We start from the raw sequence: 24,883 nt of genomic DNA, 5'->3' as shown, positions 1-24,883 counted from the left end.
GGACGAAAAAATTCTAGACCCGCATCACTGCCCGTTTGTGTCTGGCCCCCTCATTTGCGGCATTGGCTTACAAGCCCAATGTCGATGCCGGAAATGCAGGCCGCCCCTCCCGCCATGACTCATCAATGGCCTCGCGCAATTCGCGCCGCGCACGCGGGTCAACACCGCACACGCCGCGGCTGCGCTCGGGGTCGGTACGAAGAGCGAACCACTCCGGCGTCCAGATGGCGCTCGGCACCCCATTGCCGGCCTCTGCGCGCACGGTGCGGCATTCAACAATGTGGTCCCACATGCGCCGCCACGGAACAAGGCGCGCGTGGCTTCGTTCGACCACGTCGAAGCGCTGCGCCAGCAAGATGAAGCGGCGGCCGGTGGCCGACCACGCCTGAAGCGCCTCGATGCTGGCCCGTTCGCCCAAGGGCCAGTCGGCGAAGTCAGGGTCGCTCAGAACCAGCTCTCTCCAGCCTTGCCGCGCCGCGCTCGAGAGTGCAGCCCGCACGATGCCACCGAAGGCCTCGCGGCCATCGAACCGGCCCTCGGGCAACGCCGGCTCGGCGGCCGTACCCTCACTTGGCATGGAGCCACCCCGCTTCGCACCACTCGGCCAGCAGCGCACGCGCGCCGTCGCTCGCACGCGCCAGTTCGCGCGGCCCGAGCGCGCGTTGGTCGGCCAGCCGCCGCATCAGCGTGGCATCGGCGCCGCCGGCACGAAAGCTCTCGCCGTTGATGTAGAGATGCCGCGCGTCGTACAGCATGCGCGTGCGGCGGTCGAGCACCACGTGGTGCAACACGTCCGGCGTTTCGCCGCCTTCATCGAACCAGACATTCGCCTTCGGCTCGGTCAGCGATTCGCCCAGCGCGCGGTCGATGGCGTCGGGGTCGCGCAGCGCGGCATCGACGGCCTTGCGCGCGAAGGCCTGCAGCGCGGCGGGCATGGCGGCCGGCGCATTGACCGCGGGCTGCGAAGGGTCGCGGTAGCGCGCCAGTTCGGTGGGGCCGGCATCTTCCAGGGCCTCCGAATAGGCCTGCGCCATGCGCGCCAGCAGGTCGGCACCAAGCTCGCCGGTCGCCGACGAACGCAGGCCGATGGAACAGGTCATGCAGTCGTCGCCGACCGCGACCCCGTCGTGCGCATAGCGCGGCGGCAAATAGAGCATGTCGCCCGGCTCGAGCACAAAGCTTTGCTCGGGCTCGAAGTTCTCGAGAATCTTGAGCGGAACACCCTGCTGCAGGCGCAAATCGCTCTGCTGGCCGATCGACCAGCGCCGCCGGCCCTGCGCCTGCAGCAGGAACACGTCGTAGCTGTCGAAATGCGCGCCCACGCCGCCTTTGTCGCTGGCGTAGCTGATCATCAGGTCGTCCAGGCGCGCATCGGGCAAGAAGCGAAACTGCTGCAGCAATGCGTGCACGCCGTCGTGGTGCAGATCGACGCCCTGCACCAGCAAGGTCCATTCGGGCTGCTTCAGCGGCGGCAACGCACGGCGCGCGAGAGGCCCGTGCCTGAGCGTCCAGCCGGTGTTGCCGTGGCGGATCAGGCGCGATTCCACCTCCTCGCGCTCGGCCAGGGCAAAGAGCGCGCTGCGCTCGATCGGTGGCACCATGGCGGGTATGGCCTGGCGCACCAGCAACGGCTTTTTCTGCCAATACCGCCGCATGAACTGCGCGGCGCTCAGGCCGCCGAGCAACGGCAGCGGTTGTGTGATCTCCATGGGAGAATTCTGCAATGGAAATCTCTGAACAATGCGTGGTCGGCCTGACCTGGACGATGAAAGACACTTTGGGCGAAGTGCTGGACGTGCTCGACGAGCCCGTGGAATTCATGGTGGGGGGCGACGACCTCTTCGACGTGATCGAAGCCGCCCTGCAGGGCCATGAGCCCGGCGCCCGGGTGCAATTGCAGCTCGAACCCGAGCAAGGCTTCGGCGACTTCAACGACCAGTTGCTCTTTCTGGAGCCGCGCTCGCTGTTTCCCGAGGGCACCGAAGAAGGCATGACCTTCGACGGCGCCGCACTGCCCCCGGGCGTGAGCGAGGCCATGCCCAAGGACGTGATCTACACCGTGGCCGAAATCTACCCCGACCACCTGGTGCTCGACGGCAACCATCCGCTCGCAGGCATTGCGGTTCGGCTCGACATCACGGTTCGCTCGGTGCGTGAGGCCACCGAGGAAGAAGTCGGCAGCGGAACGGCGGGCACGGCCTTTTTCAAGGTGCCGCCGACCGCGCCGGGCAACGATTTGCTGCACTGACGGGCCGGCGAGCGAGCCGCCGCGAACAGCAGAAAGCCGGGCATGCCCGGCTTTTTTTGCGGCTCTCGCGAAGACCGTTTGAAAGACCTACATGCGCGAGATCTGGCCGTTGTCGATGCGCACGCGGTCGCCGATGCGCAGGTCGCCGGGGTGCTGCACATCGAAGGCACGGTAGCCGCCGCGGTCGGTTTGCACCGAGATGCGGTAGCTTTCGTAGGCCCGCGGGCCGTTGTTCTGGGCTTCGATGGTGTTGCCCAGAAGCGCGCCGCCCACGATGCCCAGTGCGGTCGCCGCGGCACGGCCACTGCCGTGACCGAACTGATTGCCCACCACGCCGCCGACGACACCACCCGCCACGGCGCCGCCGCCGGTGGTGCCGCTGCCCCTGGTTTCGCTGCGCAGCACTTCGATGTTGGCCACATGGCCATACTCGACATACGCCGCTTCCTGGTATGGAACGGCCTGCGGCGGCGCTTGGTAGGGGTAGCGCGTGGTGTGATAGACCGGCGCGGGGGCGACGCAGGCCGTGAGCGTGGCAAGTGCCAGCACGGAAGCGCCGATGGAAATGAAGCGCATTGAAATTTTCATATTGAAGGCTCCTCGAAATAGTCGGTGCGTCAGAGCGCACCAAGCCTGTATCTAACGCCCTTCCCACAAGGGGGATGACGCATGACACACACCGACACGTAGGAGCAGGCCGCGAATTGGTCGGTTCCGATCTTTACGGAATCGATACGAAACCCGAGCGCGAGCCGGCCAGAGCAGGTGGTCAGTGTTTGCCGGTGGAGCCGTAGCCGCCTTCACCGCGTTGCGAAGCCGCAAATTCTGTGACCACCCGAAACTGCGCCTGCACCACAGGCACGATCACGAGTTGCGCAAGCCGCTCCATCGGCTGGAGCACGAACGGCGTGTCGCTGCGGTTCCAGGCGCTGATCTTGAGTTCGCCCTGGTAGTCACTGTCGATCAGCCCTACGAGGTTTCCGAGCACGATCCCGTGCTTGTGGCCGAGGCCCGAGCGCGGAAGGATCAAAGCGGCGTAGCCGGGGTCCGCGAGGTGGATGGCGATGCCCGTGCCCACGAGTTGCCAAGCATTGGGCTCCAGCGTGATGGGCTCGTCGAGGCAGGCCCTGAGATCGAGGCCTGCGCTGCCGGGGGTGGCATAGGCGGGCAATTGATCCACCATGCGGGGATCGAGGATACGAACGTCTACTTTCACTTCTACTTGCCTTGCTTTTGTTGCTGTTCTCTTTGCTTGCGGGCGGCTTCCTCGAGCAGCTGCTGCCACTTGGCGATACCGGGCGTGAGCTTCAGGCCCTTGAACTTGCTGACGAGCCAGAACGCAGCCCCCGCCAGTGCGACCAGCACGACAAGCGATACGCCGGCCGACCACAGCACCAGGAGCACCAGCGCCCCCACGGCGCCCATGACCTTGAGCGCCGCGGGCGTGAACGCCCCACCGGTCGGCGCCGAGGTATCGCCGTTCGAGGATTCGCGCCGCTGTGCTGCCGCCGCCGCGGCGCCCTGCGCGCCCGGCGCGGGCGTGATGCCCACGTCGAGCCCGTGGTCGCCTTCATGCGCGGCCCGCTTGGGCAATGCGGCCTGGGCCGACAGCCGTTCCACATAGCTGGCGAAATCGCCGTTCGGCGGCGTGTTCCATTGGGGATTCATCAGACCCTCCAGTCAGGCAGACGTGCGGCGATCTCGGTCATGAGCTCGCGCGCCAGGGTGAGCTTGGGCGCGCGCGGCAATTCACGCGTGCCGTTGGCATCCACCAGCAGCAGCGCATTGTCGTCCTGGCCGAAGGTCAGCGGGCCGATGTTTCCGACCAGGAGCGGAATCCCCTTGCGCTGGCGCTTGGCCTTGGCATGCTCGGCCAGGTTCTCACTCTCGGCCGCGAATCCGACGCAGAACAACTGGCGGGATTGGGCTCGCTCGCTCTTCGCGACCGCGAGCAGGATGTCGGCGTTCTCGACGAAATTCAGCACGGGTGTCTTGCCGCTGCCGTCCTTCTTGATCTTTTGCTCGCTGTGAGTGGCGGGCCGCCAGTCGGCCACCGCGGCCGTCGCTACAAAAATGCTAGCAGACTGCGCAGCCCTCAGGGTCGCCTCGAGCATGTCCTGCGCCGAAAGCACGTCGATGCGGCTCACGCCGCGCGGCGTGGGCAGGTGCACCGGGCCGGCCACCAGCGTCACCTCCGCGCCGGCTTCGCGGGCGGCGCGCGCAATGGCAAAACCCATCTTCCCGGACGAATGGTTGGTGATGCCGCGTATCGGGTCGAGCGGCTCGAAGGTGGGCCCTGCGGTCACGAGCAGCTTCTGGCCCGCGAGAAGCTTGGGCGCAAAGAAGGCGGTGATGTCTTCGAGCAGTTGCGCCGGCTCGAGCATGCGTCCGTCGCCCGTCTCGCCGCAGGCCTGCCATCCGCTGCCCACGCCCAGCACGGTGGCGCCGTCGGCCGACACCTGCATCAGGTTGCGCTGGGTGGCCGGATGCGCCCACATCTCGCGGTTCATGGCCGGTGCAATCAAGAGCGGCACGCGGTCCATCGGGCGAGCCAGGCACATGAGGCTCAGCAAGTCGTCGGCCCTCCCCTGCACCAGCCGCGCCACGAAATTGGCACTGCACGGCGCGAGCACGATGGCATCGGCCTCGCGGCTCAGGTTGATGTGGGGCATGTTGTTGGGCTCGCGCGCGTCCCACTGCGAGGTGTAGACCGTGCGACCCGAGAGCGCCTGCATCGTGACCGGCGTGATGAACTGCTCGGCCGCCTCGGTCATCACCACCTGCACCGTGGCGCCCGCCTTCACGAACAGGCGGCACAGCTCCGCCGACTTGTAGCAGGCAATACCACCGGTAAGGCCCAGGACGATGTGTTTGCCTGCGAGATCTTGCATATCGCCGAAGTGTAATGACACCGCTTCGCACCGGGGCTGCCGCGGCACGGCCCGGCCCGCCCCCGACACGGGGAAGGAGAAGCGCGTGCAGCAGTCGGGGCCTCGAGGCGGGCCATATACAATCAGCATTTCCCACTGCCCGGTCCTCGCGTCCGGAACTGGCATGACCAAATTTGTCTTCGTCACCGGTGGTGTCGTATCTTCCCTTGGCAAGGGAATCGCCTCCGCCTCCCTCGCCGCGATCCTCGAATCGCGCGGCCTCAAGGTCACTCTCATCAAGCTCGATCCGTACATCAATGTCGACCCCGGCACGATGTCACCGTTCCAGCATGGCGAAGTGTTCGTCACCGACGACGGTGCCGAAACCGACCTCGACCTCGGCCACTACGAGCGCTTCATCACCACGCGGATGCGCAAGGCCAACAACTTCACCACCGGCCAGATCTACAAGACCGTGCTCGAAAAAGAGCGCCGCGGCGACTACCTCGGCAAGACGGTACAGGTGATTCCGCACATCACCAACGAAATCCAGGAATACATCAAGCGCGGCGCCGGCCTCGGCACCGCCCATGAAGTGGACGTGGCGATCGTCGAAATCGGCGGCACGGTCGGCGACATCGAATCGCTGCCGTTCCTCGAGGCGGTGCGCCAGATGAGCCTGCGCAACGGTCCGAACAACTCGGCCTTCGTGCACCTGAGCTATGTGCCCTGGATCGCCGCCGCCGGCGAGCTCAAGACCAAGCCCACGCAACACACCGCCAAGGAACTGCGCGCCATCGGCATCCAGGCCGACGTGCTGCTGTGCCGCGCCGACCGCCCGATCCCGGACGACGAGCGCGCCAAGATCTCCCTGTTCTCGAACGTGCCCGAATGGGGCGTGATCTCGATGTGGGACGTCGACACCATCTACAAGGTGCCGCGCATGCTGCACGAGCAGGGCCTCGACGGCCTCATCTGCGACAAGCTGCGCATCAACACGCCGCCCGCCAAGCTCACCCGCTGGGACGAGCTGGTCTACGAAGTCGAGCATCCGCAGCAGGAAGTCAGCATTGCCATGGTCGGCAAGTACGTCGACCTGTCCGACAGCTACAAGTCGCTGAACGAAGCGCTGCGCCATGCCGGCATGAAGAACCATGCCCGCGTGAAGATCGACTACATCGATTCCGAAACCATTTCTCCGCAAGACGTTTCGCGCCTTGCCAAGTACGACGCCATCCTGGTGCCCGGCGGTTTCGGCCAGCGCGGCGTCGAAGGCAAGATTTCGGCGGCCCGCTTTGCACGCGAAGGCAAGGTGCCCTACCTCGGCATCTGCCTGGGCATGCAGGTGGCCACCATCGAATACGCGCGCCACGTGGCGGGCCTCAAGAACGCCAACAGCACCGAGTTCGACCCCGAAACGCCCTGCCCCGTGATCGCGCTGATCACCGAGTGGAAGGACGCCGACGGCACCGTGAAGACGCGCAACGAGAAGTCCGACCTCGGCGGCACTATGCGCCTGGGCGCGCAGAGCTCCGACGTGGCCGCCGGCACGCTGGCCCACAGCATCTACGGCGACGTGGTGACCGAACGCCATCGCCACCGCTACGAAGCCAACGTCAACTACCTGGACGAACTGCGCGCCGCCGGCCTGGTGATTTCCGCGCTCACGCAGCGCGAGCACCTGACCGAAATCGTCGAATTGCCGCAAGACGTGCACCCCTGGTTCATGGGCGTGCAGTTCCACCCCGAATTCAAGTCGACGCCCTGGAGCGGCCATCCGCTGTTCAACGCCTTCATCAAGGCGGCGCTCGATCACAAGGCGCGCAGTGCGGGCGGTACCAAGAACCTGAAGGCTGTGGCATGAAACTCTGCGGATTCGACATCGGGCTCGACCAGCCCTTCTTCCTGATTGCCGGTCCCTGCGTGGTCGAATCCGAGCAATTGCAGATGGACACGGCCGGCACGCTGAAGGAAATCACGTCCTCGCTGGGCATTCCATTCATCTTCAAGAGCAGCTTCGACAAGGCCAACCGTTCCTCGAGCACCAGCTTTCGTGGCCCGGGCCGCGAAAAGGGCCTGGAGATTCTTGCCAAGGTGAAGCGCGAGCTCGGCCTGCCGGTGCTGACCGACGTGCACACCGAAGAAGACATCACCGAGGCCGCCAAGATGGTCGACGTGCTGCAGACGCCCGCCTTCCTGTGCCGCCAGACCGACTTCATTCGCGCGGTGGCGCAGTCGGGCAAGCCGGTGAATATCAAGAAGGGTCAGTTCCTTGCGCCGCACGACATGAAGAACGTGATCGACAAGGCGCGCGCGGCGGCCAAGGAAGCCGGCCTGCCCGAAGACAGCTTCATGGCCTGCGAACGCGGCGCGAGCTTTGGTTACAACAACCTGGTGTCGGACATGCGTTCGCTCGCGATCATGCGCGAGACTGGCGCACCGGTGGTGTTCGACGCCACGCATTCGGTGCAGTTGCCGGGCGGCCAGGGAACGACCTCGGGCGGCCAGCGCGAAATGGTGCCGGTGCTGGCACGAGCGGCCATCGCGGTCGGCGTAGCCGGTGTCTTCATGGAGACGCACCCCGACCCCGCCAAAGCCTTGAGCGACGGCCCCAACGCCGTGCCGCTCAAGCACATGAAAACCCTGTTGGAAACACTGCTCGAGCTGGACCGCATCACCAAGAAGAACGGCTTCCTCGAAAGCTCCTTCAACTGAGCCCCACAACAAGACTATTGGAGAACACCGTGGCCCCCGCCTACATCATCGTCGACATGAAGATCACCGACCCCGAACAGTACAAGCAGTACATGGCAGCCGCGCCCGCCGCGGTGAAGGCCGCGGGCGGCGAGTACCTGGTGCGCGGCGGCCGGTTCGAGACCATGGAAGGCAATTGGCAGCCCGCGCGCGTGGCCATGCTGCGGTTCCCCAGCTATGAGAAAGCCAAGGCCTTCTACGACGACGAGTTGTACCGCGCCGCGCGCGCCAAACGTGCCGGCGCGACCGAGTTCTTCAACATGGTTCTGGTCGAGGGCGTTGCCGCCCCGGTCTGAGATTCAGTTCAAAAAAACGAAAGGCAATAAGTGAGTGCAATCGTAGACATCGTCGGCCGCGAAATTCTCGACAGCCGAGGCAACCCCACCGTCGAATGCGACGTGCTGCTCGAATCGGGCACCATGGGCCGCGCGGCCGTGCCCTCGGGCGCATCGACCGGTTCGCGCGAAGCCATCGAGCTGCGCGACGGCGACAAGAAACGCTACCTGGGCAAGGGCGTGCTCAAGGCGGTGGAGAACATCAACACCGAGATCTCGGAATCCGTGCTCGGTCTCGACGCCAGCGAGCAGGCTTTCCTCGACCGCACGATGATCGACCTGGACGGCACCGACAACAAGGGCCGCCTGGGCGCCAACGCCACCCTCGCCGTCTCGATGGCCGTGGCACGCGCCGCCGCCGAAGAGTCGGGCCTGCCGCTGTACCGCTACTTCGGCGGCATGGGCGGCATGCAGCTGCCGGTGCCGATGATGAACGTGATCAACGGCGGCGCGCACGCCAACAACAGCCTCGACCTGCAAGAGTTCATGATCATCCCCGTGGGTGCTCCGAGCTTCCGCGAGGCCGTGCGCTACGGCGCCGAGGTGTTCCACGCGCTCAAGAAAATTCTGGGCGACCGCGGCATCAGCACGGCGGTCGGCGACGAAGGCGGTTTCGCGCCCAGCGTCGATAGCCATGAAGCGGCCATTCAACTGATTCTCGAAGCCATCGACAAGGCCGGCTACGTGGCGGGCGAGCAGATTGCGCTCGGCCTCGACTGCGCCGCCAGCGAGTTCTACAAGGACGGCAACTACGTGCTCTCCGGCGAGAACCTCACGCTGTCGGCCGGCAACTGGGCCGACATGCTGGCCACCTGGGTCGACAAGTACCCGATCATCAGCATCGAAGACGGCATGCACGAAGGCGACTGGGACGGCTGGAAGCTGCTCACCGATCGCCTGGGCAAGCGCGTGCAGCTGGTAGGCGACGACCTGTTCGTCACCAACACCAAGATCCTGCAAGAGGGCATCGACAAGGGCATTGCCAACTCGATCCTGATCAAGATCAACCAGATCGGCACGCTGACCGAAACCTTCGCCGCCATCGAGATGGCCAAGCGCGCGGGCTACACGGCCGTCATTTCGCACCGCTCGGGCGAGACCGAAGACAGCACCATCGCCGACATCGCGGTGGGCACCAACGCGGGCCAGATCAAGACCGGTTCGCTCTCGCGCTCGGACCGCATCGCCAAGTACAACCAGCTGCTGCGGATCGAAGAAGACCTCGGCGACATCGCCAGCTATCCCGGCCGCCGCGCGTTCTACAACCTGAAATAGCGCCCGGAAGCCGGCGGCATGCGCTCGCGCCTCGTTCCACCCATCGTGCTGTTGCTGCTGCTGGCCATCCTGCAGTGGCAGCTGTGGAACGGGCGCGGCAGCGTGCTCGACGTCTCTCAGCTGCAGGCCAGGCTGGCAGCGCAGAAGGAAGCCAACGCCAAGGCTGCGGTGACCAACGACAGGCTGGCTTCCGAGGTCAACGATCTCAAGGTCGGCCTCGAGATGGTCGAGGAGCGTGCGCGGCAGGAATTGGGCATGGTCAAGCCCAACGAAGTGTTCGTTCAAGTGACCCACTGAACACGCACCCAAGACCTCACCGTTGATGCCCGAGTTCTTCTCGGCCCCCGCCTTCGCGCTCTGGGGCTCACCGGTCAGCTGGCTCGAGCTCGTGGCGGCCGTGCTGGCGCTGGCCATGGTCGGCTGCAACATGCGCGAGATTCATTGGGGCTGGCCGCTCGCGATCGTCAGCTCGCTGCTCTACGTGGCGGTGTTCGCGCAGGCCCGCATCTATGGCGACGCCTCGCTCCAGGTGTTCTTCGCGGTGGTTGCGTTCTGGGGCTGGTTCCAGTGGCTGCGCGGCCACCGCGCCGATGGCAGCGTATTGCGGGTCGACCGGCTTTCGCCGCGCGGCATTGCGCTTGCGCTCGTGGCCTGCGCGTTGGCATGGCCCGCGGTCGCCCTCTTCCTGCAGCGTTTCACCGACACCGACGTGCCCTGGTGGGACGGCTTCTCCACCGGGCTCAGCTTGGTTGGCCAATTTTTGCTCGGGCGCAAGTTCATCGAGAACTGGCTGGTGTGGCTGGCGGTGAACATCGTGAGCGTGGGCCTGTTCATTCACAAGGGCCTGTGGCTCACGGTCGGGCTCTACGCGGTGTTCGCGGTGCTCAGCGTGGCGGGCTTTCTGGCATGGCGCTCGCGCATGCACGGCGAGGCCGCGCGCGCATGACGCCCATGCTGCCGGCCGGATGCGTCATTGCACTGCTCGGCGCCGAGAGCACGGGCAAGACCGAACTCGCCCGCGCGCTCGTGCAGCGCCTGCAGGAGCGCGGCATTGCGGCCACGCTGGTGGGTGAGTATCTGCGCGAGTGGTGCAATCGCGAGGGCCGCACGCCCCGTCCTGACGAGCAACGCGCCATCGCCGACGAGCAGACGCGCCGCATCGATGCCGCAGCGGCGTCGGGTGTGGTGGTGGCCGACACCACGGCGCTCATGACCGCGGTCTACAGCGAGCAATTGTTCGGCGATGCCTCGCTCTATGCCGACGCGCTCGCCGCGCAACGGCGCTACGCCATCACGCTGCTCACCGCGCTCGACATTCCCTGGGTCGCCGACGCCTTGCGCGACGGCGACCACGCGCGCGAGCCGAGCGACGCTTTGGTGCGCGCGGCGCTTTCGGGCGCCGGGCTTTCATTCGCGGTGGTACATGGCGCCGACGGCGAAAGGCTCTCCAATGCCTGGAACGCCATCAATTCCATTGCCGGCAACGAAGGCCGCACCCGGGCACGGGGGCGCGCCGATTCGAAACCCACCTCCTGGTCATGGCCTTGCGAGAAATGCTCCGACCCGGAATGCGAACATCGTCTGTTCAGCGACCTGCTCGTTCGCCGCGACAACCCGTAAAACCCCGTTCGGAGATCTGATGTTTCCGCTTCGTTTCTCTCGCCTTGCTTGTCTTTTTTGTCTCCTCGGCCCGGCCCTGCTCGCAGCCGGCACCGCGACAGCGGCGCCAGTCGCAGCCACGGTGGAAAACGCCACCACCACCACCGCCTGCGCCGAAGAAGACAACGTCTCGCTGGTGCTGCGCGGAGAGGGCATCCGGCGCATGCGCATCGAGGCGCTGCAGCCGTCCTATCTCGAGAGCATCGGCAACGACACCACCGCGCCCGACTTCTCGGGCTGCAATTTCGACGGCGGCGCCCACCCCACCGATCCTGCGCACAAGTTCAAGCCGCGCCGCGTGGTACTGCTCGACGACGCCCAGTGGCGCATCGTCGGCATGACGCTGCCCAGCTTCTGGCGGCCGCAGCAGGTGCCGGTGCGCGTGGGCGCGCGCACGGACCGCGGCTTTCACCTGCTGCAGATCTTCCGCAAGGAAGAAGGCAAGGTGCTCGAGGCGCTGGTGCTCTATCCGGCCGACGGCTACTGGCGCATCAAGCCACTGCCGGAGGCGCGCTTCGGCGACGGGGTCTACGGCTCTTCGTTCCTGCTCGGCCCGGTCGAACAGGGCAGCCGGCCGGTGGTCGACATTGCGGCGATCCGCATCGTGCCGAAGCCGCTCGCCATTCACCTGCGCTTCGCCAGGGGCGGCAGCGCCGTGGCCAGGGTGTCCGAGATCAGCCGTGCGCGCACCGCGCTCGACGTGCGGCTCTCGTCGCGGACCACGGATGCGCGGCCCTTCGCGGTGCTGCGCTCGATGTATGTCGCGCCCGACAACGCCGACGTGAGCGAAATCCGTTGGGAGGAAGCGCCCGGCGCCACGGAGCAGGTGCTGCCCCTGCCCGACGTGAAAACGCTGAGCGGCACGCAATTGCGCTTCGGGCGCAGCCTGCCTTCGCGCCACAACACGAGCGCGCCCGACATCGCATTCGGCGACTTCGACGACAAGGCGCCGCGCTGAGCGAGTGCGCTGCCCAGCCGGGGGGCTCGCACGTGATTGGAGCAACGATCCGCTCCGAATGCGCGAGGCCCAGGCGCACTACTGCACAACGGGGCTGGCGGGAACCTGGTCGCCCGGCGGCGTGAAGATCTGGGCCGTGTCGACGGCATCGAAGCGGTACTGCTTGCCGCAGAAGTCGCAGCCCACCTCGATGTCGCCGCGCTCGGCGAGGATTTCCTCGGCCTCTTCCACGCCGAGGCCGCGGATCATCTGCGCCACCCGATCTCGGCCGCAGGTGCATGCGAAATGCGGACCCAGCAGGCCAGCCTGCGGCTCGAAGCGCAGCAATTTTTCTTCCCAGAACAGGCGGCGAAGAATGGTTTCGACGTCGAGCGTCAGGAGCTCGTCGCGCGTCAGGGTCGACGCCAGAATCGAGATGCGGTTGTAGTCCTCGTTGCGGCCGATCTGGTCTTCGTTGGCCTGGTCGTGGTCCTTGTCCGAAGTACCCGACGCGCCTTCGAGGTTGCCCTCGCCCTTGATCGGCAGGCGCTGGATCAAGAGGCCCGCCGCCACCTTGTCGTCGGCCGCGAGCACCAGCGTGGTGTCGAGCTGCTCGCTCTGCAGCATGTAGTGCTGCAGCACGTCGCTGAGCTTGCCGAGCTTCTCGCCGTCGTCGTCGAAGAGCGGCACCACGCCCTGGTACGGCGTCGTGCCCGGCAGCTTGTCCTTGGGGTCGAGCGTGATCGCGCAGCGGCCCTTGTTGTTCTCGTTGACCATGTCGGGCAGGCGCGCATCGGCCGGCAGGTCGCCGATCACCTTGGCGGTGGCGCGCAGGCTCAGGTCGGGCTTGGCCTCGGCCACGGCCACCTTGACCGGACCGTCGCCGAAGATCTGCAGAATCAGCGAACCGTTGAACTTGATGTTGGCCTGCATCAGCGTGGCCGCGGCGGTCATCTCGCCGAGCAGCTCGGCCACGGGCGGCGGATAGGCGCCGGTGGTGGTGTTGGAGGCGCGCCGCGCCAGGATTTCCTGCCACGCATCTGTCAGGCGCACGATCACGCCGCGCACCGGCAGGCCATCGAACAGGAATTTGTGCAGCTCGCTCAAAACGGATTCTTCTTTCTGTGGGGCCTGCGCGGTGTCAGGCAATTTTCTTGAGGCCCTTCGCATAGCGAACGGCGTTGTTGACGTAGTGGTCGGAGCCGTGGCGCAGGCGGGCGGCGTCTTCGTCGCTGATCGTGCGCATTACCTTGGCGGGCGAACCGAAGATCAGGGAATTGTCGGGAAACTCCTTGCCCTCGGTCACGACGCTGCCGGCGCCAACAATCGAATTGCGGCCGATCTTCGCGTTATTCAAGACCACGGCCTGGATGCCGATCAGAGAGTTGTCGCCGATGGTGCAGCCATGCAGCATGACCTGGTGGCCGATGGTGACGTTCTCGCCGATGGTGAGCGGGCTCCCGGGGTCGGAATGCAGCATCGACATGTCCTGCACGTTGCTGTTGCGGCCGATGGTCATCGTCTCGTTGTCGCCTCGCAGCACCGCGCCGAACCAGATGCTCGCGTTCTCGCCCAACTGCACGTTGCCGATCACTTCCGCACTGTCGGCGACCCATGCGCCGGCGCCGAGTTGCGGCGCAACGCCGTCGAGTTCATAGAGGGCCATCGTCGAGTCTCCGGGGGCAAAAACTAGAATTGTAGGGATGCACCCCCGATTGAGCGCGCTGGCCGCGCTGCGACTGACCGACCCTGAAGCCAAGGTGTCGGCGACGCGCGCCACTGCTGCATTGGCAGCTACCGATTCCATAGCAACTGAACCCCTCCGCGCCGAAGGGGACGATCTTGGCGTGCCGGGCCGCCCCGAACGGCCGCTGCGCGTGGCCGCCACCGCCGTACAGAAACGCTCGCCCTTCACGCCCGAGGGCCGCGCCGCGCTGATCCATTCGATCTGCCACATCGAGTTCAACGCGATCAATCTCGCGCTCGATGCGGTGTGGCGCTACGACGGCATGCCCGAGGCCTATTACCGCGACTGGCTGCGCGTGGCGGATGAAGAAGCACAGCACTTCACGCTGCTGCATGCGCACCTGCAAGGCATGGGCTACCGCTACGGCGACTTCCCGGGCCACGACGGGCTCTGGAGCATGTGCGAGAAAACCAAGGACGACGTGCTCGCGCGCATGGCGCTGGTGCCGCGTACGCTCGAAGCACGCGGGCTCGATGCGACGCCGCTCATCCAGGCCAAGCTCAAGCGCGTCAACACGCCGGATGCGCTGCGCGCGGTCGAGATCCTCGACATCATCCTGCGCGACGAAGTCGGCCACGTGGCCATTGGCAACCGCTGGTACCGCTGGCTCTGCGAACGCGCCGGCCGAGACCCGGAGGCGACTTATCCCGAACTCGTGGCGCACTACGAAGCCCCGCGCCTGAAGCCCCCTTTCAACCTCGAAGCCCGCGAACGTGCCGGCTTCAGTGCCGAGGAGTTGCGTGCGCTCTCGGCGGGCACCAAGGACTGAATAGAAGAAGGTTTATGCCGGCCTGGCGTGCACGACCAACCTGGGCGTGAAGTTCTGCACCACCTCGCCGTGCTGGTTGAGCGTGCGGCAGCGCATCGTCACCATCGCGCGGCCAGGCTTGGAACGCGAAGGCACGATCTCGACCACCTCGCTCACCACGTGCAGCACATCGCCGGGGCGCGTCGGCTTGGGCCATTGCAGTTCGCCGCCCGAGCCGATGATGCCCTCGGCGAGCGGAATGCCGCTTTCCACCAGCAGCTTCATCGTGAGCGCCGCCGTGTGCCAGCCGCTAGCCGCAAGGCCGCCGAAGAAAGTGCTCTTCGCGGCTTCTTCGTCGGTGTGAAAGGGCTGCGGATCGAACTGGTGCGCAAAGGCCTTGATCTGCGCCGCGTCCAGCGCGTGTTCGCCGCTCTGGAAACGGTCGCCGACCGACAGGTCTTCGAGATACATCGCGCGCTGGGCGCCGGTGTCCTCAGGGAGTGCCGCCATGGGAGTTCCTTGTAGTGCTTGCGCGCATTCTCGGACTTTCAGAGGCGTTCGAGGATGGTGGCAATACCCTGCCCGCCGCCGATGCATTGCGTGGCCAGGGCGTAGCGGCCCTTCTCGCGCGCCAGCAGAGCCGCAGCCTTGCCGGTGATGCGCGCACCGGTCGCGCCCAGCGGATGGCCGATGGCAAGGCCGCCACCATCGAGATTGACCTTCGCCGGATCGAGCCCGAGGTCGCGGATGCAGGCCAGCGCCTGCGACGAAAAGGCTTCGTTGAGTTCGATCACGTCGAGGTCGGCAGCATTCAGGCCGGCACGCGCCAGCGCCTTGCGCGCCGCGGGGATCGGGCCGATGCCCATGACCGCCGGATCGACCCCCACCGCCGCGAAGGACTTGATGCGCGCAAGCGGCTGCAGCCTGTATCTTGCGGCGAAGGCATCGCTGGTGACCAGCACGACCGCGGCGCCGTCGGTGAGCGGCGACGAGGTGCCGGCCGTCACCACGCCATCGGAACGGAACGCCGGCTTCAGCCCCGCCAGCGCCTCGGCCGAAGTGCTCGGGCGAATGCAGCCGTCCGCATCGACCACGTCGCCGGAGGCCAGCCGCACCGGCACGATCTCGCCTGCCAGGCGGCCTTCGGCGCGCGCGGCGGCAGCCTTGCGGTGGGACTCGACCGCGAACGCCTCCTGGTCGGCGCGGCTCACGTTCCAGCGCTGTGCAACGTTCTCGGCCGTCTCGCCCATCGAGATGTAGGCGTCGGTGTTTTCCATCAACTCCGGACTGGGCGAGAAGTTGAAGCCGCCCTGCGGCACCATCGTCATCGACTCCACGCCGACGCACAGGAAGGCCTCGCCCATGCCCGCTTCGATCTGCGCCGCGGCGATGTGCACCGCCTGCATCGACGAGCCGCAGAAGCGGTTCACCGTCATGCCGCCCACCTCGTGCGGCAGGCCCGCGAGCAGTCCGACGATGCGCGCAAGGTTGTTGCCCTGCGAAGCTTCGGGATAGGCACAGCCGAGGATGATGTCTTCGAGCAGCGCGGGATCGAGATCGGTGCGCTGCAGCAGGCCGCGCACCACGCCGGCGGCCAGCGTGTCGGGGCGAACCTCGGCGAGCGCGCCCTTCTTCGCGAAGTGGAAGGGCGAGCGGGCATAGGCGGAGATGACGGCTTTCATGAAGAGGCTCCTTGCAATGAGACTACCATCCAATCGGTAGGCAATCAGGTCAAAAAATAGGCACGCCGATGCGTGCCTGCGATACCGCCCGGCGATCAGCCGGGCAATGCACTCCTGAGCTGCGCGATGGCTTCGTCGAAGTCTTCGGCGCGCCCCGTCATGCGAGAGGCGAGCAGCGCGCCCTGGCAGACCGAGAACACATAGGCCGCCAGCGACGCGACCTTCTTCTGTCCGGCCGGCGCCAGCGCCCCCAGCACGCCGGTGAGCCACAGCACCTGGGTATTGCGCAGTTCCTGCACGGCCTGCCGCAGCTCCTCGTTGATGCAGTCCCAGCCGGGCGTCAACGCCCCCGCGGGACACATGCCCGAACCCGCCTTGAGCGTGTGGCGGTACATGCGGAAATAGGAGTCGAGCGCGGCCTTCGGCGTTCGCACCCTGGCGGCGTCCCAATCCTTGAAGGCCTGGGTGGCCTCGCGGATCACCGCGATGCCCAGCGCTTCCTTGGTGGGAAAGTGGTGATACAGGCTCGCCTTCCGGATGCCGACCGCATCGGCCACGTCCTGGAAGCTGAAGCCCAGATAGGAGCGCGTTTCGATCAGCGAGCGCGCCACCGCGAGGATCTGCTCGCGGGTGGTGCCGGTGGCAAAAACGGGGGCGCTGGACATCTACCTACTATAAGGTAGGGAAGCACCGGCCTGCAAGCCGCAGGATCAATCGGCCTTGATGTTCGCCGCCTTGATGATCCGCCCGTTGCTCTCGAACTCCGAGGCGATTTCCTTTGCGAAGGCGGCCGGGGCGCCACCGGTCGGCACGTTGTCGGTGGCGGTGAGCTTTGCGCGAAGCTCCGGGCTGGCCAGCGCCTTGTTGATCTCGGCGTTGTATTTCGCGATCAGCGCGGGCGATGTTGCCGCCGGCGCGAACACACCGAACAGCGAGTTGATGTTCGCCGCGCTGTAGCCCAGCTCGCCCAGGGTGGGGACCTGCGGCAGGCTCTCGAGTCGCGCGGGCGCGCCCACCGCCAGCGGACGCAGCTTGCCCGACTGAATGTGCGAGGACAGCGTGGGGCTCGCATTGGTCGAGAGAATTTCGAACTGCCCGCCCAGCGCATCGTTGAGCTGCTGGCCGCCGCCCTTGTACGGCACATGCGTGATGTCCACGCCCGTCGCCGCCCTCACCTGCTCCAGCACGATGTGGCCGAGCGATGCCGGACCCGAAGTGGCCCAGCGCACCGCGCCCGGCTGCGCCTTGGCATCGGCGATGAGCGCGCGAAAATCCTTTGACTTGCTGCCCGGCGTGGCGATCAGCAGCACCGGCGAATACATCACGCTCGCGACGGGCGCGATGTCTTTCTGCGCATCGAAGGGCAGCTTGCCCAGGTGGGGGCTCAGCACCAGCGGGCTGATGGCCGAGAAGCCCAGCGTCGCGCCATCGGGCGCGGCCTTGGCCACGGCGTCCATGCCGATGGCACCGCTGGCGCCGGCCCGGTTTTCCACCACCACGGTGGTTCCCAGCTGGACGGCGAGCTTGTCGCCGAGCGCGCGGGCGACCACGTCGCTGACGCCGCCGGCGGGGTACGCGACGATGAGGCGCACGGTCTTCGGAACGGTTTGAGCCTGCACACCGGCTGCGGCCGCGCAAAGCGCCACGCCCGCGAAAAGCCACAAGGGCTTGAACGAGAAATGCATATCGGGTCTGGGGTAGTTCATGGCTGCCGGTCTGGGGAGAGCGCCGATTCTGAAGCAATGCGCAACAGCGTGAGTGCGTTGCCCACAGCCTCGCCGCCCGCCGTGTTGTCGAAGATGCACCAGCACGCCGCGCCCTCCTCGCGCGCCTGCCGCAATCGCGCGGCGAGCCGCGTCAGCAGCGCGTCCTCATAGGCCGACCAGTAGCGGCGCGGCGAGCCGTGCAGGCGCAGGTACACCAACCCGGGCCATCCGCCGGGCGCGGCTGCCTCGTCGAACAGCACCGGGTCGGCCAGCACGCGCGCGACATCGAAATCCGACAGCACGGCTTCCGCCTGCGGCACGAACCAGCTGCGGTGCCGCGGTTCGAGCGCGACCGACCCTGAGTGCCGGCGCCGCAGCGCCGCAAGAAATCGCTTCACCGCGCCGGCATCGAACACGAGGCTGGGCGGAAGCTGCACCACGAGGCAGCCGAGCTTGGCGCCCAGCCCATCGGCTTGCGCAATGAATGCCTCGAATTCGGGCATGGCATCGAGCAGCCGTTTCTCATGCGTGATGGATTGCGGCAGCTTGACCGAAAAGCGAAAGCCCTCGGGCGTGCTGGCGTCCCAGCGCTCATAAGTTTCGCGACGGTGCGGCCGGTAGAACGAGGTGTCGATTTCCACCGTGTCGAAGCGCTGCGCGTAGCGCACGAGGTGCGAACCTTCGGCCGGAAACTCCGGCCACAGTGCGCGCGGCAGGCTCCAGCCGGCACAACCGATGCGCAAGGTCGGCAGCGGCATCGTGCGGTCCATTTCGCCGCGCCTTCAGCCCCGCGGGTGATGCTGCGCGTGCAACTGCTTGAGCCGCTCGCGCGCCACGTGGGTGTAGATGGTGGTCGTCGAAATATCGGCGTGTCCCAGCAGCAACTGCACCGCGCGCAAATCGGCGCCATGGTTCAGCAGGTGGGTCGCAAATGCATGGCGCAGCGTGTGCGGCGACAGCGGCACGTGAATGCCGGCGGCCGCGGCCTGCTTCTTCACGATGACCCAGAACATCACGCGCGTCATGCCCGCGCCGCGCGAGGTCACGAACAGGTCGGGCGTCTGCTGGCCATCGAGAATGGCCGGCCTCGACTCCTCCAGGTAGCGCTCGATCCAGCGGCGAGCCTCACCCCCGAACGGCACGAGGCGTTCCTTGTTGCCCTTGCCCAGCACGCGCAGCACGCCGTCGTTCAGGCTCATGTCGATGGCCTTGAGCGCAATGAGTTCGCTCACGCGCAGCCCGCTCGCATACATCAGCTCGAGCATGGCGCGGTCGCGCAACCCGAGCGGCGTTTCCACGTCGGGCGCGGCCAGCAGATCGTCGACCTGTTTCTCCGACAGCGTCTTGATGGCGCGCGGCATCTGCCGTGCCGGCGCGAGCCGCAGGCTCGGGTCGGCCACGATGCGCCGCTCGCGCAGCGCCCAGCGGTAATAACGCTTGAACACGGTGAGCCGCCGATTGGCCGACGTGGCCTTGCCCTTGGTGGAGAGGCGCACGCCCATGTAGGCCTGCAGATCGTTCTCCTGCGCGGCATCGAGCACCACGCCGCTGCGCTCCTTGCGAAGCCATTGCGCGAACAGCGCCAGGTCGCGGCGGTAGGCGGCCAGCGTGTTCTTCGACAGCCCGTCCTCGAGCCAGAGGGCGTCGATGAAATCGTCGATTTCAGGGGTTTGTCTGGGGGCAGCCTCGGTCATGCGTGCAAGATAGCAAAAAAGAAAAAAGCCGCCCGGGCGCGGGCGGCTTGCTCGGGGGGAAGCAGATCAGTCGAGCTTCAGCTTCTGCTTCACGACGACCTGCTTGTAGACCTCGTACTCGGCCTTGATCTGGGCTGCGAACTGCTCGGGCGTGTTGGCGACGATCAGCGAACCCGTATCTTCGATGCGCTTCTTCACGGCCGGATCTTCCACCGCCTTCTTCACGCCGGCGCTGATCTTGTCGACCACTTCCTTCGGCAGGCCCTTGGGCCCGAGGATGCCGTAGTAGGCCATGCGATTGACCGGCTCGAGCCCCACTTCCTTGAAGGTCGGCACGTTGGGCAGCGCGGCCAGGCGCTGCGGCGCCGACACCACGATGGGGATCAGGCGGCCGCTCTGGATGAACGGCATGGCCGAGGGAATGTTGTCGAACATGATCGGCACCTGGCCCGCCACCACGTCGTTGAGCGCGGGGCCCGCGCCGCGGTAGGGAATGTGCGTGACGAAGGTGTTGGTGAGGCTCTTGTAGAGCTCCATCAGCAGGTGGCCGATGCCGCCGGTGCCCGACGAGGCATACGAATACTTGCCGGGGTTCTTCTTGAGCTCGGCCACGAACTCCGCATAGTTCTTGGCCGGAAAGCTCGGGTTCACCGCAATGATGTTCGGCGTGGCCGCGATGTTGATGATCGGCGTGAAGTCGTTGATCGGGTCGTACGGCACCTTGGGGTTGATGGCCGGATTGGCCGCCGTGCTCGAGACCGTGGCCACGCCGAGCTTGTAGCCGTCGGGCGCGGCGCGTGCCGTTTCGGCGGCGCCCACGATGCCGCCGCCCCCGGCACGGTTGATCACCACCACGGGCTGGCCCAGCACCTTGCCCAGCGGATCGGAAATCACACGCGCCACGATGTCGGTCGTACCGCCCGGTGCAAAGGGCACGCTCAGCTCGACCGGCTTGTTGGGATAGCCTTGCGCGAAGCTCTGGCCAGCGACCGCGACCAGCGCGGCGGCACCCACCATGGCGCCCCATTGACGACGTTGCATCTATAACTCCTTGATTGATGGACTGATGTCGAAAAGCAAAGCCCCGGATGCTAGCGGCTTCGCATTCCGCCGGTGCTGTGGATTACCCATGGTCCGCCACGGTTTATGCTCGAAGCGGTGAACTTTGCTCAGCTGCTCTTTCCGGATTTTTCGCTCATTGCCATCGGATGGCTTCTTTGCCGCTACACCGCGCTCGACCGCCGTGTGTGGGACCAGGTCGAAAGCCTGGTGTACTACTTTCTATTTCCGGTGCTGCTGTTCCATTCGATCGTGCGCAGTCCGCTCGATTTCGGCGCCACCTCGAGCCTGCTCACCGCGGGCGTGTGCATCGGCCTCTGCGGCATCGCGCTGGCTTACGCATTGCCCTACGTGCCGGGCCTCCGCTCGCACATCGACCGCCGCGACCATGCGGCCAGCGCGCAGATCGGCTTCCGCTTCAACTCCTTCATCTGCCTTGCGCTCGCCGAGCGGCTGGCCGGCCCGCAAGGCCTGTTGATGATCGCGGTGCTGATCGGCGTGTGCGTGCCGATGTTCAACATCGCGGCCGTCTGGCCGATGGCGCGGCATGCCCAGAGCGGCTTCGCAAAGCAACTGGTGCGCAACCCGCTGATCGTCGCCACGGTAGCGGGGCTGCTGGCCAATCTACTGGGCTTCACCGTTCCGAACTGGGCCACGCCGACGCTCACGCGCATCGGCGCCGCGTCGCTCGCGTTGGGCCTGCTCGCGGCGGGCGCGGGCATGCAGTTCGCCACCCTGGGGCGCGGCAAGGTGCTCGCGGTGTCGGTACTGTCGATCCGGCACCTGGTGTTGCCGCTGGTCGCCTGGGGCCTGTCTCGCGCGCTGCGGCTGGACGCCACGCAGGCTTCGGTGCTGATGGCGTTCTCCGCCGTGCCCACGGCCTCGAGCGCCTATGTGCTCGCGGCGCGCATGGGCTACAACGGACCGTATGTGGCCGGCCTCGTGACCCTGTCGACGCTGCTGGGCGTCGCGAGCCTGCCGTTTGCGCTGGCCTTGCCGCGCTAAGGCTGGGCCACCGGCTCGGGGCGCTGCGCCAGCGCCCATGCCACATGCTCCCGCACCAGCTCGCTCGCATCCGATGCGCGCGTGGCCAGCGCTTCGGCAGCGCCGCTTTCGCCGGCGCGCAGCGCGTTGCCCAGTGCCACGGCGATGTTGCGCAGCCAGCGTTCGTGGCCGATGCGCCGAATGGGGCTGCCCTCGGTGAAGCGCAAGAAATCTTCCTCGCTCCAGGCAAAGAGCGAAGCCAGCGCCTGTCCGGTGAGCCCTTCGCGCGCATCGAAATCGGGCAGCGCGCTTTTCTTCGCGAACTTGTTCCACGGACAGATCAGCTGGCAATCGTCGCAGCCGTAGATGCGGTTGGCCATCAGCGGTCGCAGTTCGAGCGGAATCGGCCCGCCGTGCTCGATGGTGAGGTATGAAATGCAGCGCCGCGCATCGAGCCGGTGCGGCGCGATGATGGCCTTTGTCGGGCACACGTCGATGCAGGCGCTGCAGCTGCCGCAATGCGCGGTGACCGGCTCGCTCTCGGGCAGCGCCATGTCGACGTAGATTTCGCCGAGAAAGAACATCGAACCCGCGCCGCGGTCCAGCACCAGCGTGTGCTTGCCGCGCCAGCCCTGGCCGCTGCGCGACGCGAGCTCGGCTTCGAGCACGGGCGCCGAATCGGTGAAGGCGCGGTGACCGAAGGGGCCCACCTCTTCGGCGATGCGCTCGGCCAGCCTCGCGAGCCGCGCGCGCAGCACCTTGTGATAGTCGCGGCCGCGCGCATACACGGAGACGATGGCCTCGCCGGGCCGTGCGAGGCGCTCGAACTCCATGGCCTGCCAATTCTCGAGCGGCGTGTCGCGCGGCAGGTAGTCCATGCGCGCCGTGATGACGCTCACCGTGCCGGGCACCAGCTCGGCCGGCCGCGCGCGGCGCGTGCCGTGCGTTGCCATGTATTTCATCTCGCCATGGAACCCATGGGCCAGCCATTGCATCAGACCATCCTCGGCGCTCGATAAATCGACGCCCGCGATTCCGATTTGGGAGAATCCGAGTTCCCGGGCCAATGCCTGAATACGAGCAACGAGTGGATGGCTGACGATCACGTGCCGATTGTAGAAACGCCGAAGAACGCCGGCCGCACACTGTGCTGGCGCAGCGAGGAGGACACCGATGCCTTCGCACGCGCGCTCGCGGCTTCGCCCGCGTTGCGCGACGCCTTCATCGCGCTGCACGGGGACCTCGGCGCCGGCAAGACCACCTTCGTGCGCCACCTGCTGCGGGCGCTCGGCATCGAAGGCCGCATCAAGAGCCCGACCTATGCCGTGGTGGAACCGCATGAGGCACCGGACGGCCTCGCCATCTTTCACTTCGACTTCTATCGCTTCAACGATCCGCGCGAGTGGGACGACGCCGGTTTCCGTGACATTTTCGCCGGACCGGGGCTCAAGCTTGCCGAATGGCCCGAAAACGCCGCAGGCCGCACACCAATTGCCGACCTCGCTATTAAAATAGAAGCAATGACAGACGACACACGCAGCGTGACCCTTCTTGCGAACACTCCTCGCGGCGGCGATCTGCTGACGCACATCGCCGCATGAAGGCGGGCGGCCTCAAACGGCGCGTGCTGCTTCAGGGCGGCAGCATCGCGCTGATGCTCGGCGTGCACCAGATTGCGCGCGGCGCCACCATCCTCGCGGTGCGCGTGTGGCCCGCGGCCGACTACACGCGCGTGACCATCGAGTCCGATGCGCGGCTCAATTCTCAGCAGCTGGTGGTCGGCAGCCCGCCGCGGCTGGCCGTGGACATCGAAGGCATCGACCTCAACCCCGAGTTGCGCGAGCTGGTCGGCAAGATCAAGCCGGGCGACCCCTACATCAACGGCCTGCGTGTCGGGCAGAACGCGCCGAAGGTCGTGCGCATCGTGTTCGACCTCAAGCAGGCCGTGGTGCCGCAGGTCTTCTCGCTCGCGCCGATCGCCGCGTACAAGCACCGGCTGGTGCTCGACCTCTATCCCGAAAAAGCCGTCGATCCGATGGAAGCGCTGATCACCGAGCGGCTGCGCGAAGCGCCGCGAGGCAACGGCGGCGGAGGAAACGACACCGCTGTGGCCAGCGCGCCTTCGGTCCCGCCGCCCGCGGCACCCTCTTTGCGCCCCGCGCCCGACGGCGGGCCGCCGATCCTCGTGCGGCCCTCGCCCAACGTGCCGGCGCCGCGCCCTTTGCCCGACAGCAGCGCGCCTCCCGCGCGGCCGCCGGTGGCGGTGGCCATGCCCCCGTCCACACCTGCGCCTACGCCTGCGCCCGACCCTCTCGGCGAACTGATGACGCAGCAGTCGACGCGGCCCGGCCCCGCAGCGCCGCCACCGCCCGTTGCACCTCCGGTGGCCGTCGCGCCTCCTCCTGCGCCGGTCACCGCCTCGCGCGGCGGCGCCACCGCAAGCCGCACCGACCGCATCATCATCGTGGCGCTCGATCCCGGCCATGGCGGCGAAGACCCAGGCGCCATCGGCCCGAACGGCACGCGCGAGAAAGACATCGTGCTGCAAATTGCGCATCGCCTGCGCGAGCGCATCAACGCCAGCAGCGTCGGCGGCAATCCGATGCGCGCGTTTCTCACGCGCGATGCCGATTTCTTCGTGCCGCTCAGCGTGCGCGTGCAGAAAGCGCGGCGCGTGCAGGCCGATCTCTTCGTGAGCATCCACGCCGATGCGTTCACCACCCCGGCCGCGCGCGGCGCGAGCGTTTTCGCGCTGAGCCAGAGCGGCGCCTCGAGCAGCGCCGCGCGCTGGCTGGCCAACAAGGAAAACGAAGCCGACAAGGTGGGCGGCGTGAACGTCGGCAACCACGAAGCGCAGGTGCAGCGCGCATTGCTCGACATGAGCACCACGGCCCAGATCAACGACAGCCTCAAGCTCGGCGGCGCCATGCTCGGCGAAATACGCGGCATCGGCGCGCGATTGCACAAGCCCCAGGTCGAACAGGCCGGATTCGCCGTGCTCAAGGCGCCCGATATTCCGAGCGTGCTGGTCGAAACGGCGTTCATCAGCAACCCCGAAGAAGAAGCGAATCTGCGCAGCGTCGCTTATCAGGAAAGCCTGTCCGACGCGCTGATGCGCGGCATCCAACGCTACTTCGCGCAGAACCCGCCGCTGGCGCGCAGTCGCCAGCTTTAGAACCTTCAGT

The 24,883-nt window shown here is 66.6% G+C and carries 29 protein-coding genes; 13 read left to right on the top strand and 16 right to left on the bottom strand.

Annotated features, from left to right (window positions below; translation table 11 throughout):
* Window positions 1-67: 67 nt before the first annotated feature.
* Together QFZ42_RS06130 and QFZ42_RS06125 are read right to left on the bottom strand one after the other, a co-directional pair.
* Entirely contained in the window at window positions 68-577 is a 510-nt protein-coding gene (locus QFZ42_RS06130; RefSeq protein WP_307700105.1) for a hypothetical protein, read from the bottom strand.
* Window positions 567-1,709: a JmjC domain-containing protein gene (locus QFZ42_RS06125; RefSeq protein WP_307700104.1), complete on the bottom strand. Its 1,143-nt coding sequence runs from the start codon at window positions 1,707-1,709 to the stop codon at window positions 567-569. The genes QFZ42_RS06130 and QFZ42_RS06125 overlap by 11 nt, the downstream gene beginning before the upstream one ends.
* A 14-nt stretch (window positions 1,710-1,723) precedes the next feature.
* Between QFZ42_RS06125 and QFZ42_RS06120 the strand changes: the two genes are divergently transcribed.
* Entirely contained in the window at window positions 1,724-2,248 is a 525-nt protein-coding gene (locus QFZ42_RS06120; RefSeq protein ID WP_307700103.1) for an FKBP-type peptidyl-prolyl cis-trans isomerase, read from the top strand.
* A gap of 87 nt (window positions 2,249-2,335) precedes the next feature.
* Here the strand turns inward: QFZ42_RS06120 and QFZ42_RS06115 are convergent, their stop codons facing one another.
* The 4 genes from QFZ42_RS06115 to coaBC all read right to left on the bottom strand — a co-directional run bounded on the left by QFZ42_RS06115 (window position 2,336) and on the right by coaBC (window position 5,139).
* Entirely contained in the window at window positions 2,336-2,836 is a 501-nt protein-coding gene (locus QFZ42_RS06115; protein ID WP_307700102.1) for an outer membrane lipoprotein, read from the bottom strand.
* 181 nt (window positions 2,837-3,017) lie between these two features.
* The gene (dut, locus tag QFZ42_RS06110) at window positions 3,018-3,464 is read right to left on the bottom strand and encodes a dUTP diphosphatase (RefSeq protein ID WP_307700101.1); all 447 of its coding nucleotides are present in this window, start codon (window positions 3,462-3,464) and stop codon (window positions 3,018-3,020) included.
* Window positions 3,465-3,466: 2 nt separating this feature from the next.
* Complete coding sequence (locus tag QFZ42_RS06105; RefSeq protein ID WP_307700100.1) at window positions 3,467-3,916, bottom strand: hypothetical protein; 450 nt, start codon at window positions 3,914-3,916, stop codon at window positions 3,467-3,469.
* The gene (gene coaBC / locus QFZ42_RS06100; RefSeq protein WP_307700099.1) at window positions 3,916-5,139 is read right to left on the bottom strand and encodes a bifunctional phosphopantothenoylcysteine decarboxylase/phosphopantothenate--cysteine ligase CoaBC; all 1,224 of its coding nucleotides are present in this window, start codon (window positions 5,137-5,139) and stop codon (window positions 3,916-3,918) included. Before coaBC ends, QFZ42_RS06105 begins: the two co-directional genes overlap by 1 nt.
* 163 nt (window positions 5,140-5,302) lie before the next feature.
* On the opposite strand from coaBC, the gene QFZ42_RS06095 reads away from it, so the two are divergent.
* The 8 genes from QFZ42_RS06095 to QFZ42_RS06060 are packed head-to-tail and all read left to right on the top strand — an operon-like array spanning window position 5,303 to window position 12,099.
* On the top strand, window positions 5,303-6,982 hold the full coding sequence (locus tag QFZ42_RS06095; RefSeq protein ID WP_307700098.1) for a CTP synthase: 1,680 nt from the start codon (window positions 5,303-5,305) through the stop codon (window positions 6,980-6,982).
* The gene (gene kdsA, locus QFZ42_RS06090) at window positions 6,979-7,833 is read left to right on the top strand and encodes a 3-deoxy-8-phosphooctulonate synthase (protein WP_307700097.1); all 855 of its coding nucleotides are present in this window, start codon (window positions 6,979-6,981) and stop codon (window positions 7,831-7,833) included. Before QFZ42_RS06095 ends, kdsA begins: the two co-directional genes overlap by 4 nt.
* A 29-nt stretch (window positions 7,834-7,862) precedes the next feature.
* Window positions 7,863-8,168: a DUF1330 domain-containing protein gene (locus QFZ42_RS06085; RefSeq protein WP_307700096.1), complete on the top strand. Its 306-nt coding sequence runs from the start codon at window positions 7,863-7,865 to the stop codon at window positions 8,166-8,168.
* Between the two features lie 30 nt (window positions 8,169-8,198).
* Window positions 8,199-9,482, top strand: coding sequence for a phosphopyruvate hydratase (gene eno, locus QFZ42_RS06080; RefSeq protein ID WP_307700095.1), 1,284 nt, complete (start codon window positions 8,199-8,201; stop codon window positions 9,480-9,482).
* An 18-nt stretch (window positions 9,483-9,500) separates the two neighbouring features.
* Window positions 9,501-9,779 carry a cell division protein FtsB gene (gene ftsB / locus QFZ42_RS06075; RefSeq protein WP_307700094.1) on the top strand — a complete coding sequence of 93 codons (279 nt, stop codon included), beginning with the start codon at window positions 9,501-9,503 and terminating at the stop codon, window positions 9,777-9,779.
* Between the two features lie 25 nt (window positions 9,780-9,804).
* On the top strand, window positions 9,805-10,428 hold the full coding sequence (pnuC, locus tag QFZ42_RS06070) for a nicotinamide riboside transporter PnuC (RefSeq protein WP_307700093.1): 624 nt from the start codon (window positions 9,805-9,807) through the stop codon (window positions 10,426-10,428).
* Entirely contained in the window at window positions 10,425-11,102 is a 678-nt protein-coding gene (locus QFZ42_RS06065; protein WP_307700092.1) for an ATP-binding protein, read from the top strand. The genes pnuC and QFZ42_RS06065 overlap by 4 nt, the downstream gene beginning before the upstream one ends.
* A gap of 19 nt (window positions 11,103-11,121) precedes the next feature.
* Window positions 11,122-12,099, top strand: coding sequence for a hypothetical protein (locus tag QFZ42_RS06060; RefSeq protein WP_307700091.1), 978 nt, complete (start codon window positions 11,122-11,124; stop codon window positions 12,097-12,099).
* Window positions 12,100-12,177: 78 nt separating this feature from the next.
* Here QFZ42_RS06060 and hslO read toward each other — a convergent pair whose 3' ends face one another.
* The gene (gene hslO, locus QFZ42_RS06055) at window positions 12,178-13,185 is read right to left on the bottom strand and encodes an Hsp33 family molecular chaperone HslO (protein WP_307700090.1); all 1,008 of its coding nucleotides are present in this window, start codon (window positions 13,183-13,185) and stop codon (window positions 12,178-12,180) included.
* Between the two features lie 34 nt (window positions 13,186-13,219).
* Window positions 13,220-13,744: a gamma carbonic anhydrase family protein gene (locus tag QFZ42_RS06050; RefSeq protein ID WP_307700089.1), complete on the bottom strand. Its 525-nt coding sequence runs from the start codon at window positions 13,742-13,744 to the stop codon at window positions 13,220-13,222.
* A 37-nt stretch (window positions 13,745-13,781) separates the two neighbouring features.
* On the opposite strand from QFZ42_RS06050, the gene QFZ42_RS06045 reads away from it, so the two are divergent.
* The gene (locus QFZ42_RS06045; RefSeq protein ID WP_307700088.1) at window positions 13,782-14,594 is read left to right on the top strand and encodes a ferritin-like domain-containing protein; all 813 of its coding nucleotides are present in this window, start codon (window positions 13,782-13,784) and stop codon (window positions 14,592-14,594) included.
* A gap of 12 nt (window positions 14,595-14,606) precedes the next feature.
* Here the strand turns inward: QFZ42_RS06045 and QFZ42_RS06040 are convergent, their stop codons facing one another.
* The 7 genes from QFZ42_RS06040 to QFZ42_RS06010 form a co-directional block, all read right to left on the bottom strand.
* Window positions 14,607-15,083: a MaoC family dehydratase gene (locus QFZ42_RS06040; RefSeq protein ID WP_307700087.1), complete on the bottom strand. Its 477-nt coding sequence runs from the start codon at window positions 15,081-15,083 to the stop codon at window positions 14,607-14,609.
* 38 nt (window positions 15,084-15,121) lie between these two features.
* Complete coding sequence (locus QFZ42_RS06035; RefSeq protein ID WP_307700086.1) at window positions 15,122-16,255, bottom strand: thiolase family protein; 1,134 nt, start codon at window positions 16,253-16,255, stop codon at window positions 15,122-15,124.
* A 95-nt stretch (window positions 16,256-16,350) separates the two neighbouring features.
* Window positions 16,351-16,920, bottom strand: coding sequence for a TetR/AcrR family transcriptional regulator (locus QFZ42_RS06030; protein WP_307700085.1), 570 nt, complete (start codon window positions 16,918-16,920; stop codon window positions 16,351-16,353).
* A 45-nt stretch (window positions 16,921-16,965) separates the two neighbouring features.
* The gene (locus tag QFZ42_RS06025) at window positions 16,966-17,940 is read right to left on the bottom strand and encodes a Bug family tripartite tricarboxylate transporter substrate binding protein (RefSeq protein ID WP_307704177.1); all 975 of its coding nucleotides are present in this window, start codon (window positions 17,938-17,940) and stop codon (window positions 16,966-16,968) included.
* Between the two features lie 17 nt (window positions 17,941-17,957).
* A complete protein-coding gene (locus tag QFZ42_RS06020; RefSeq protein WP_307700084.1) occupies window positions 17,958-18,731 on the bottom strand; it encodes a DUF72 domain-containing protein in 774 nt (257 codons plus the stop codon).
* A gap of 12 nt (window positions 18,732-18,743) precedes the next feature.
* Complete coding sequence (xerD, locus tag QFZ42_RS06015) at window positions 18,744-19,655, bottom strand: site-specific tyrosine recombinase XerD (RefSeq protein ID WP_307700083.1); 912 nt, start codon at window positions 19,653-19,655, stop codon at window positions 18,744-18,746.
* 66 nt (window positions 19,656-19,721) lie between these two features.
* Window positions 19,722-20,696, bottom strand: a complete 975-nt coding sequence (locus QFZ42_RS06010) for a tripartite tricarboxylate transporter substrate binding protein BugE (protein ID WP_307700082.1) — start codon at window positions 20,694-20,696, stop codon at window positions 19,722-19,724.
* A gap of 105 nt (window positions 20,697-20,801) precedes the next feature.
* On the opposite strand from QFZ42_RS06010, the gene QFZ42_RS06005 reads away from it, so the two are divergent.
* Window positions 20,802-21,719 (top strand): AEC family transporter, encoded by a 918-nt coding sequence (locus QFZ42_RS06005; RefSeq protein WP_307700081.1) that lies wholly within the window; start codon window positions 20,802-20,804, stop codon window positions 21,717-21,719.
* On the opposite strand, the gene queG is transcribed toward QFZ42_RS06005, so the two are convergent.
* Window positions 21,716-22,804: a tRNA epoxyqueuosine(34) reductase QueG gene (queG, locus tag QFZ42_RS06000; protein ID WP_307700080.1), complete on the bottom strand. Its 1,089-nt coding sequence runs from the start codon at window positions 22,802-22,804 to the stop codon at window positions 21,716-21,718. The two genes, QFZ42_RS06005 and queG, sit on opposite strands and share 4 nt — an antisense overlap.
* On the opposite strand from queG, the gene tsaE reads away from it, so the two are divergent.
* A complete protein-coding gene (tsaE, locus tag QFZ42_RS05995) occupies window positions 22,790-23,299 on the top strand; it encodes a tRNA (adenosine(37)-N6)-threonylcarbamoyltransferase complex ATPase subunit type 1 TsaE (protein WP_307700079.1) in 510 nt (169 codons plus the stop codon). The two genes, queG and tsaE, sit on opposite strands and share 15 nt — an antisense overlap.
* The gene (locus QFZ42_RS05990; RefSeq protein ID WP_307700078.1) at window positions 23,296-24,873 is read left to right on the top strand and encodes an N-acetylmuramoyl-L-alanine amidase; all 1,578 of its coding nucleotides are present in this window, start codon (window positions 23,296-23,298) and stop codon (window positions 24,871-24,873) included. Before tsaE ends, QFZ42_RS05990 begins: the two co-directional genes overlap by 4 nt.
* Window positions 24,874-24,883: the final 10 nt, after the last annotated feature.

Source organism: Variovorax paradoxus (assembly GCF_030815855.1).
In the GTDB taxonomy this organism is placed as follows: domain Bacteria; phylum Pseudomonadota; class Gammaproteobacteria; order Burkholderiales; family Burkholderiaceae_C; genus Variovorax; species Variovorax paradoxus_M.
Note: the sequence above shows the minus strand (reverse complement) of the source record. Positions and strands in the feature narration are given on the sequence as shown.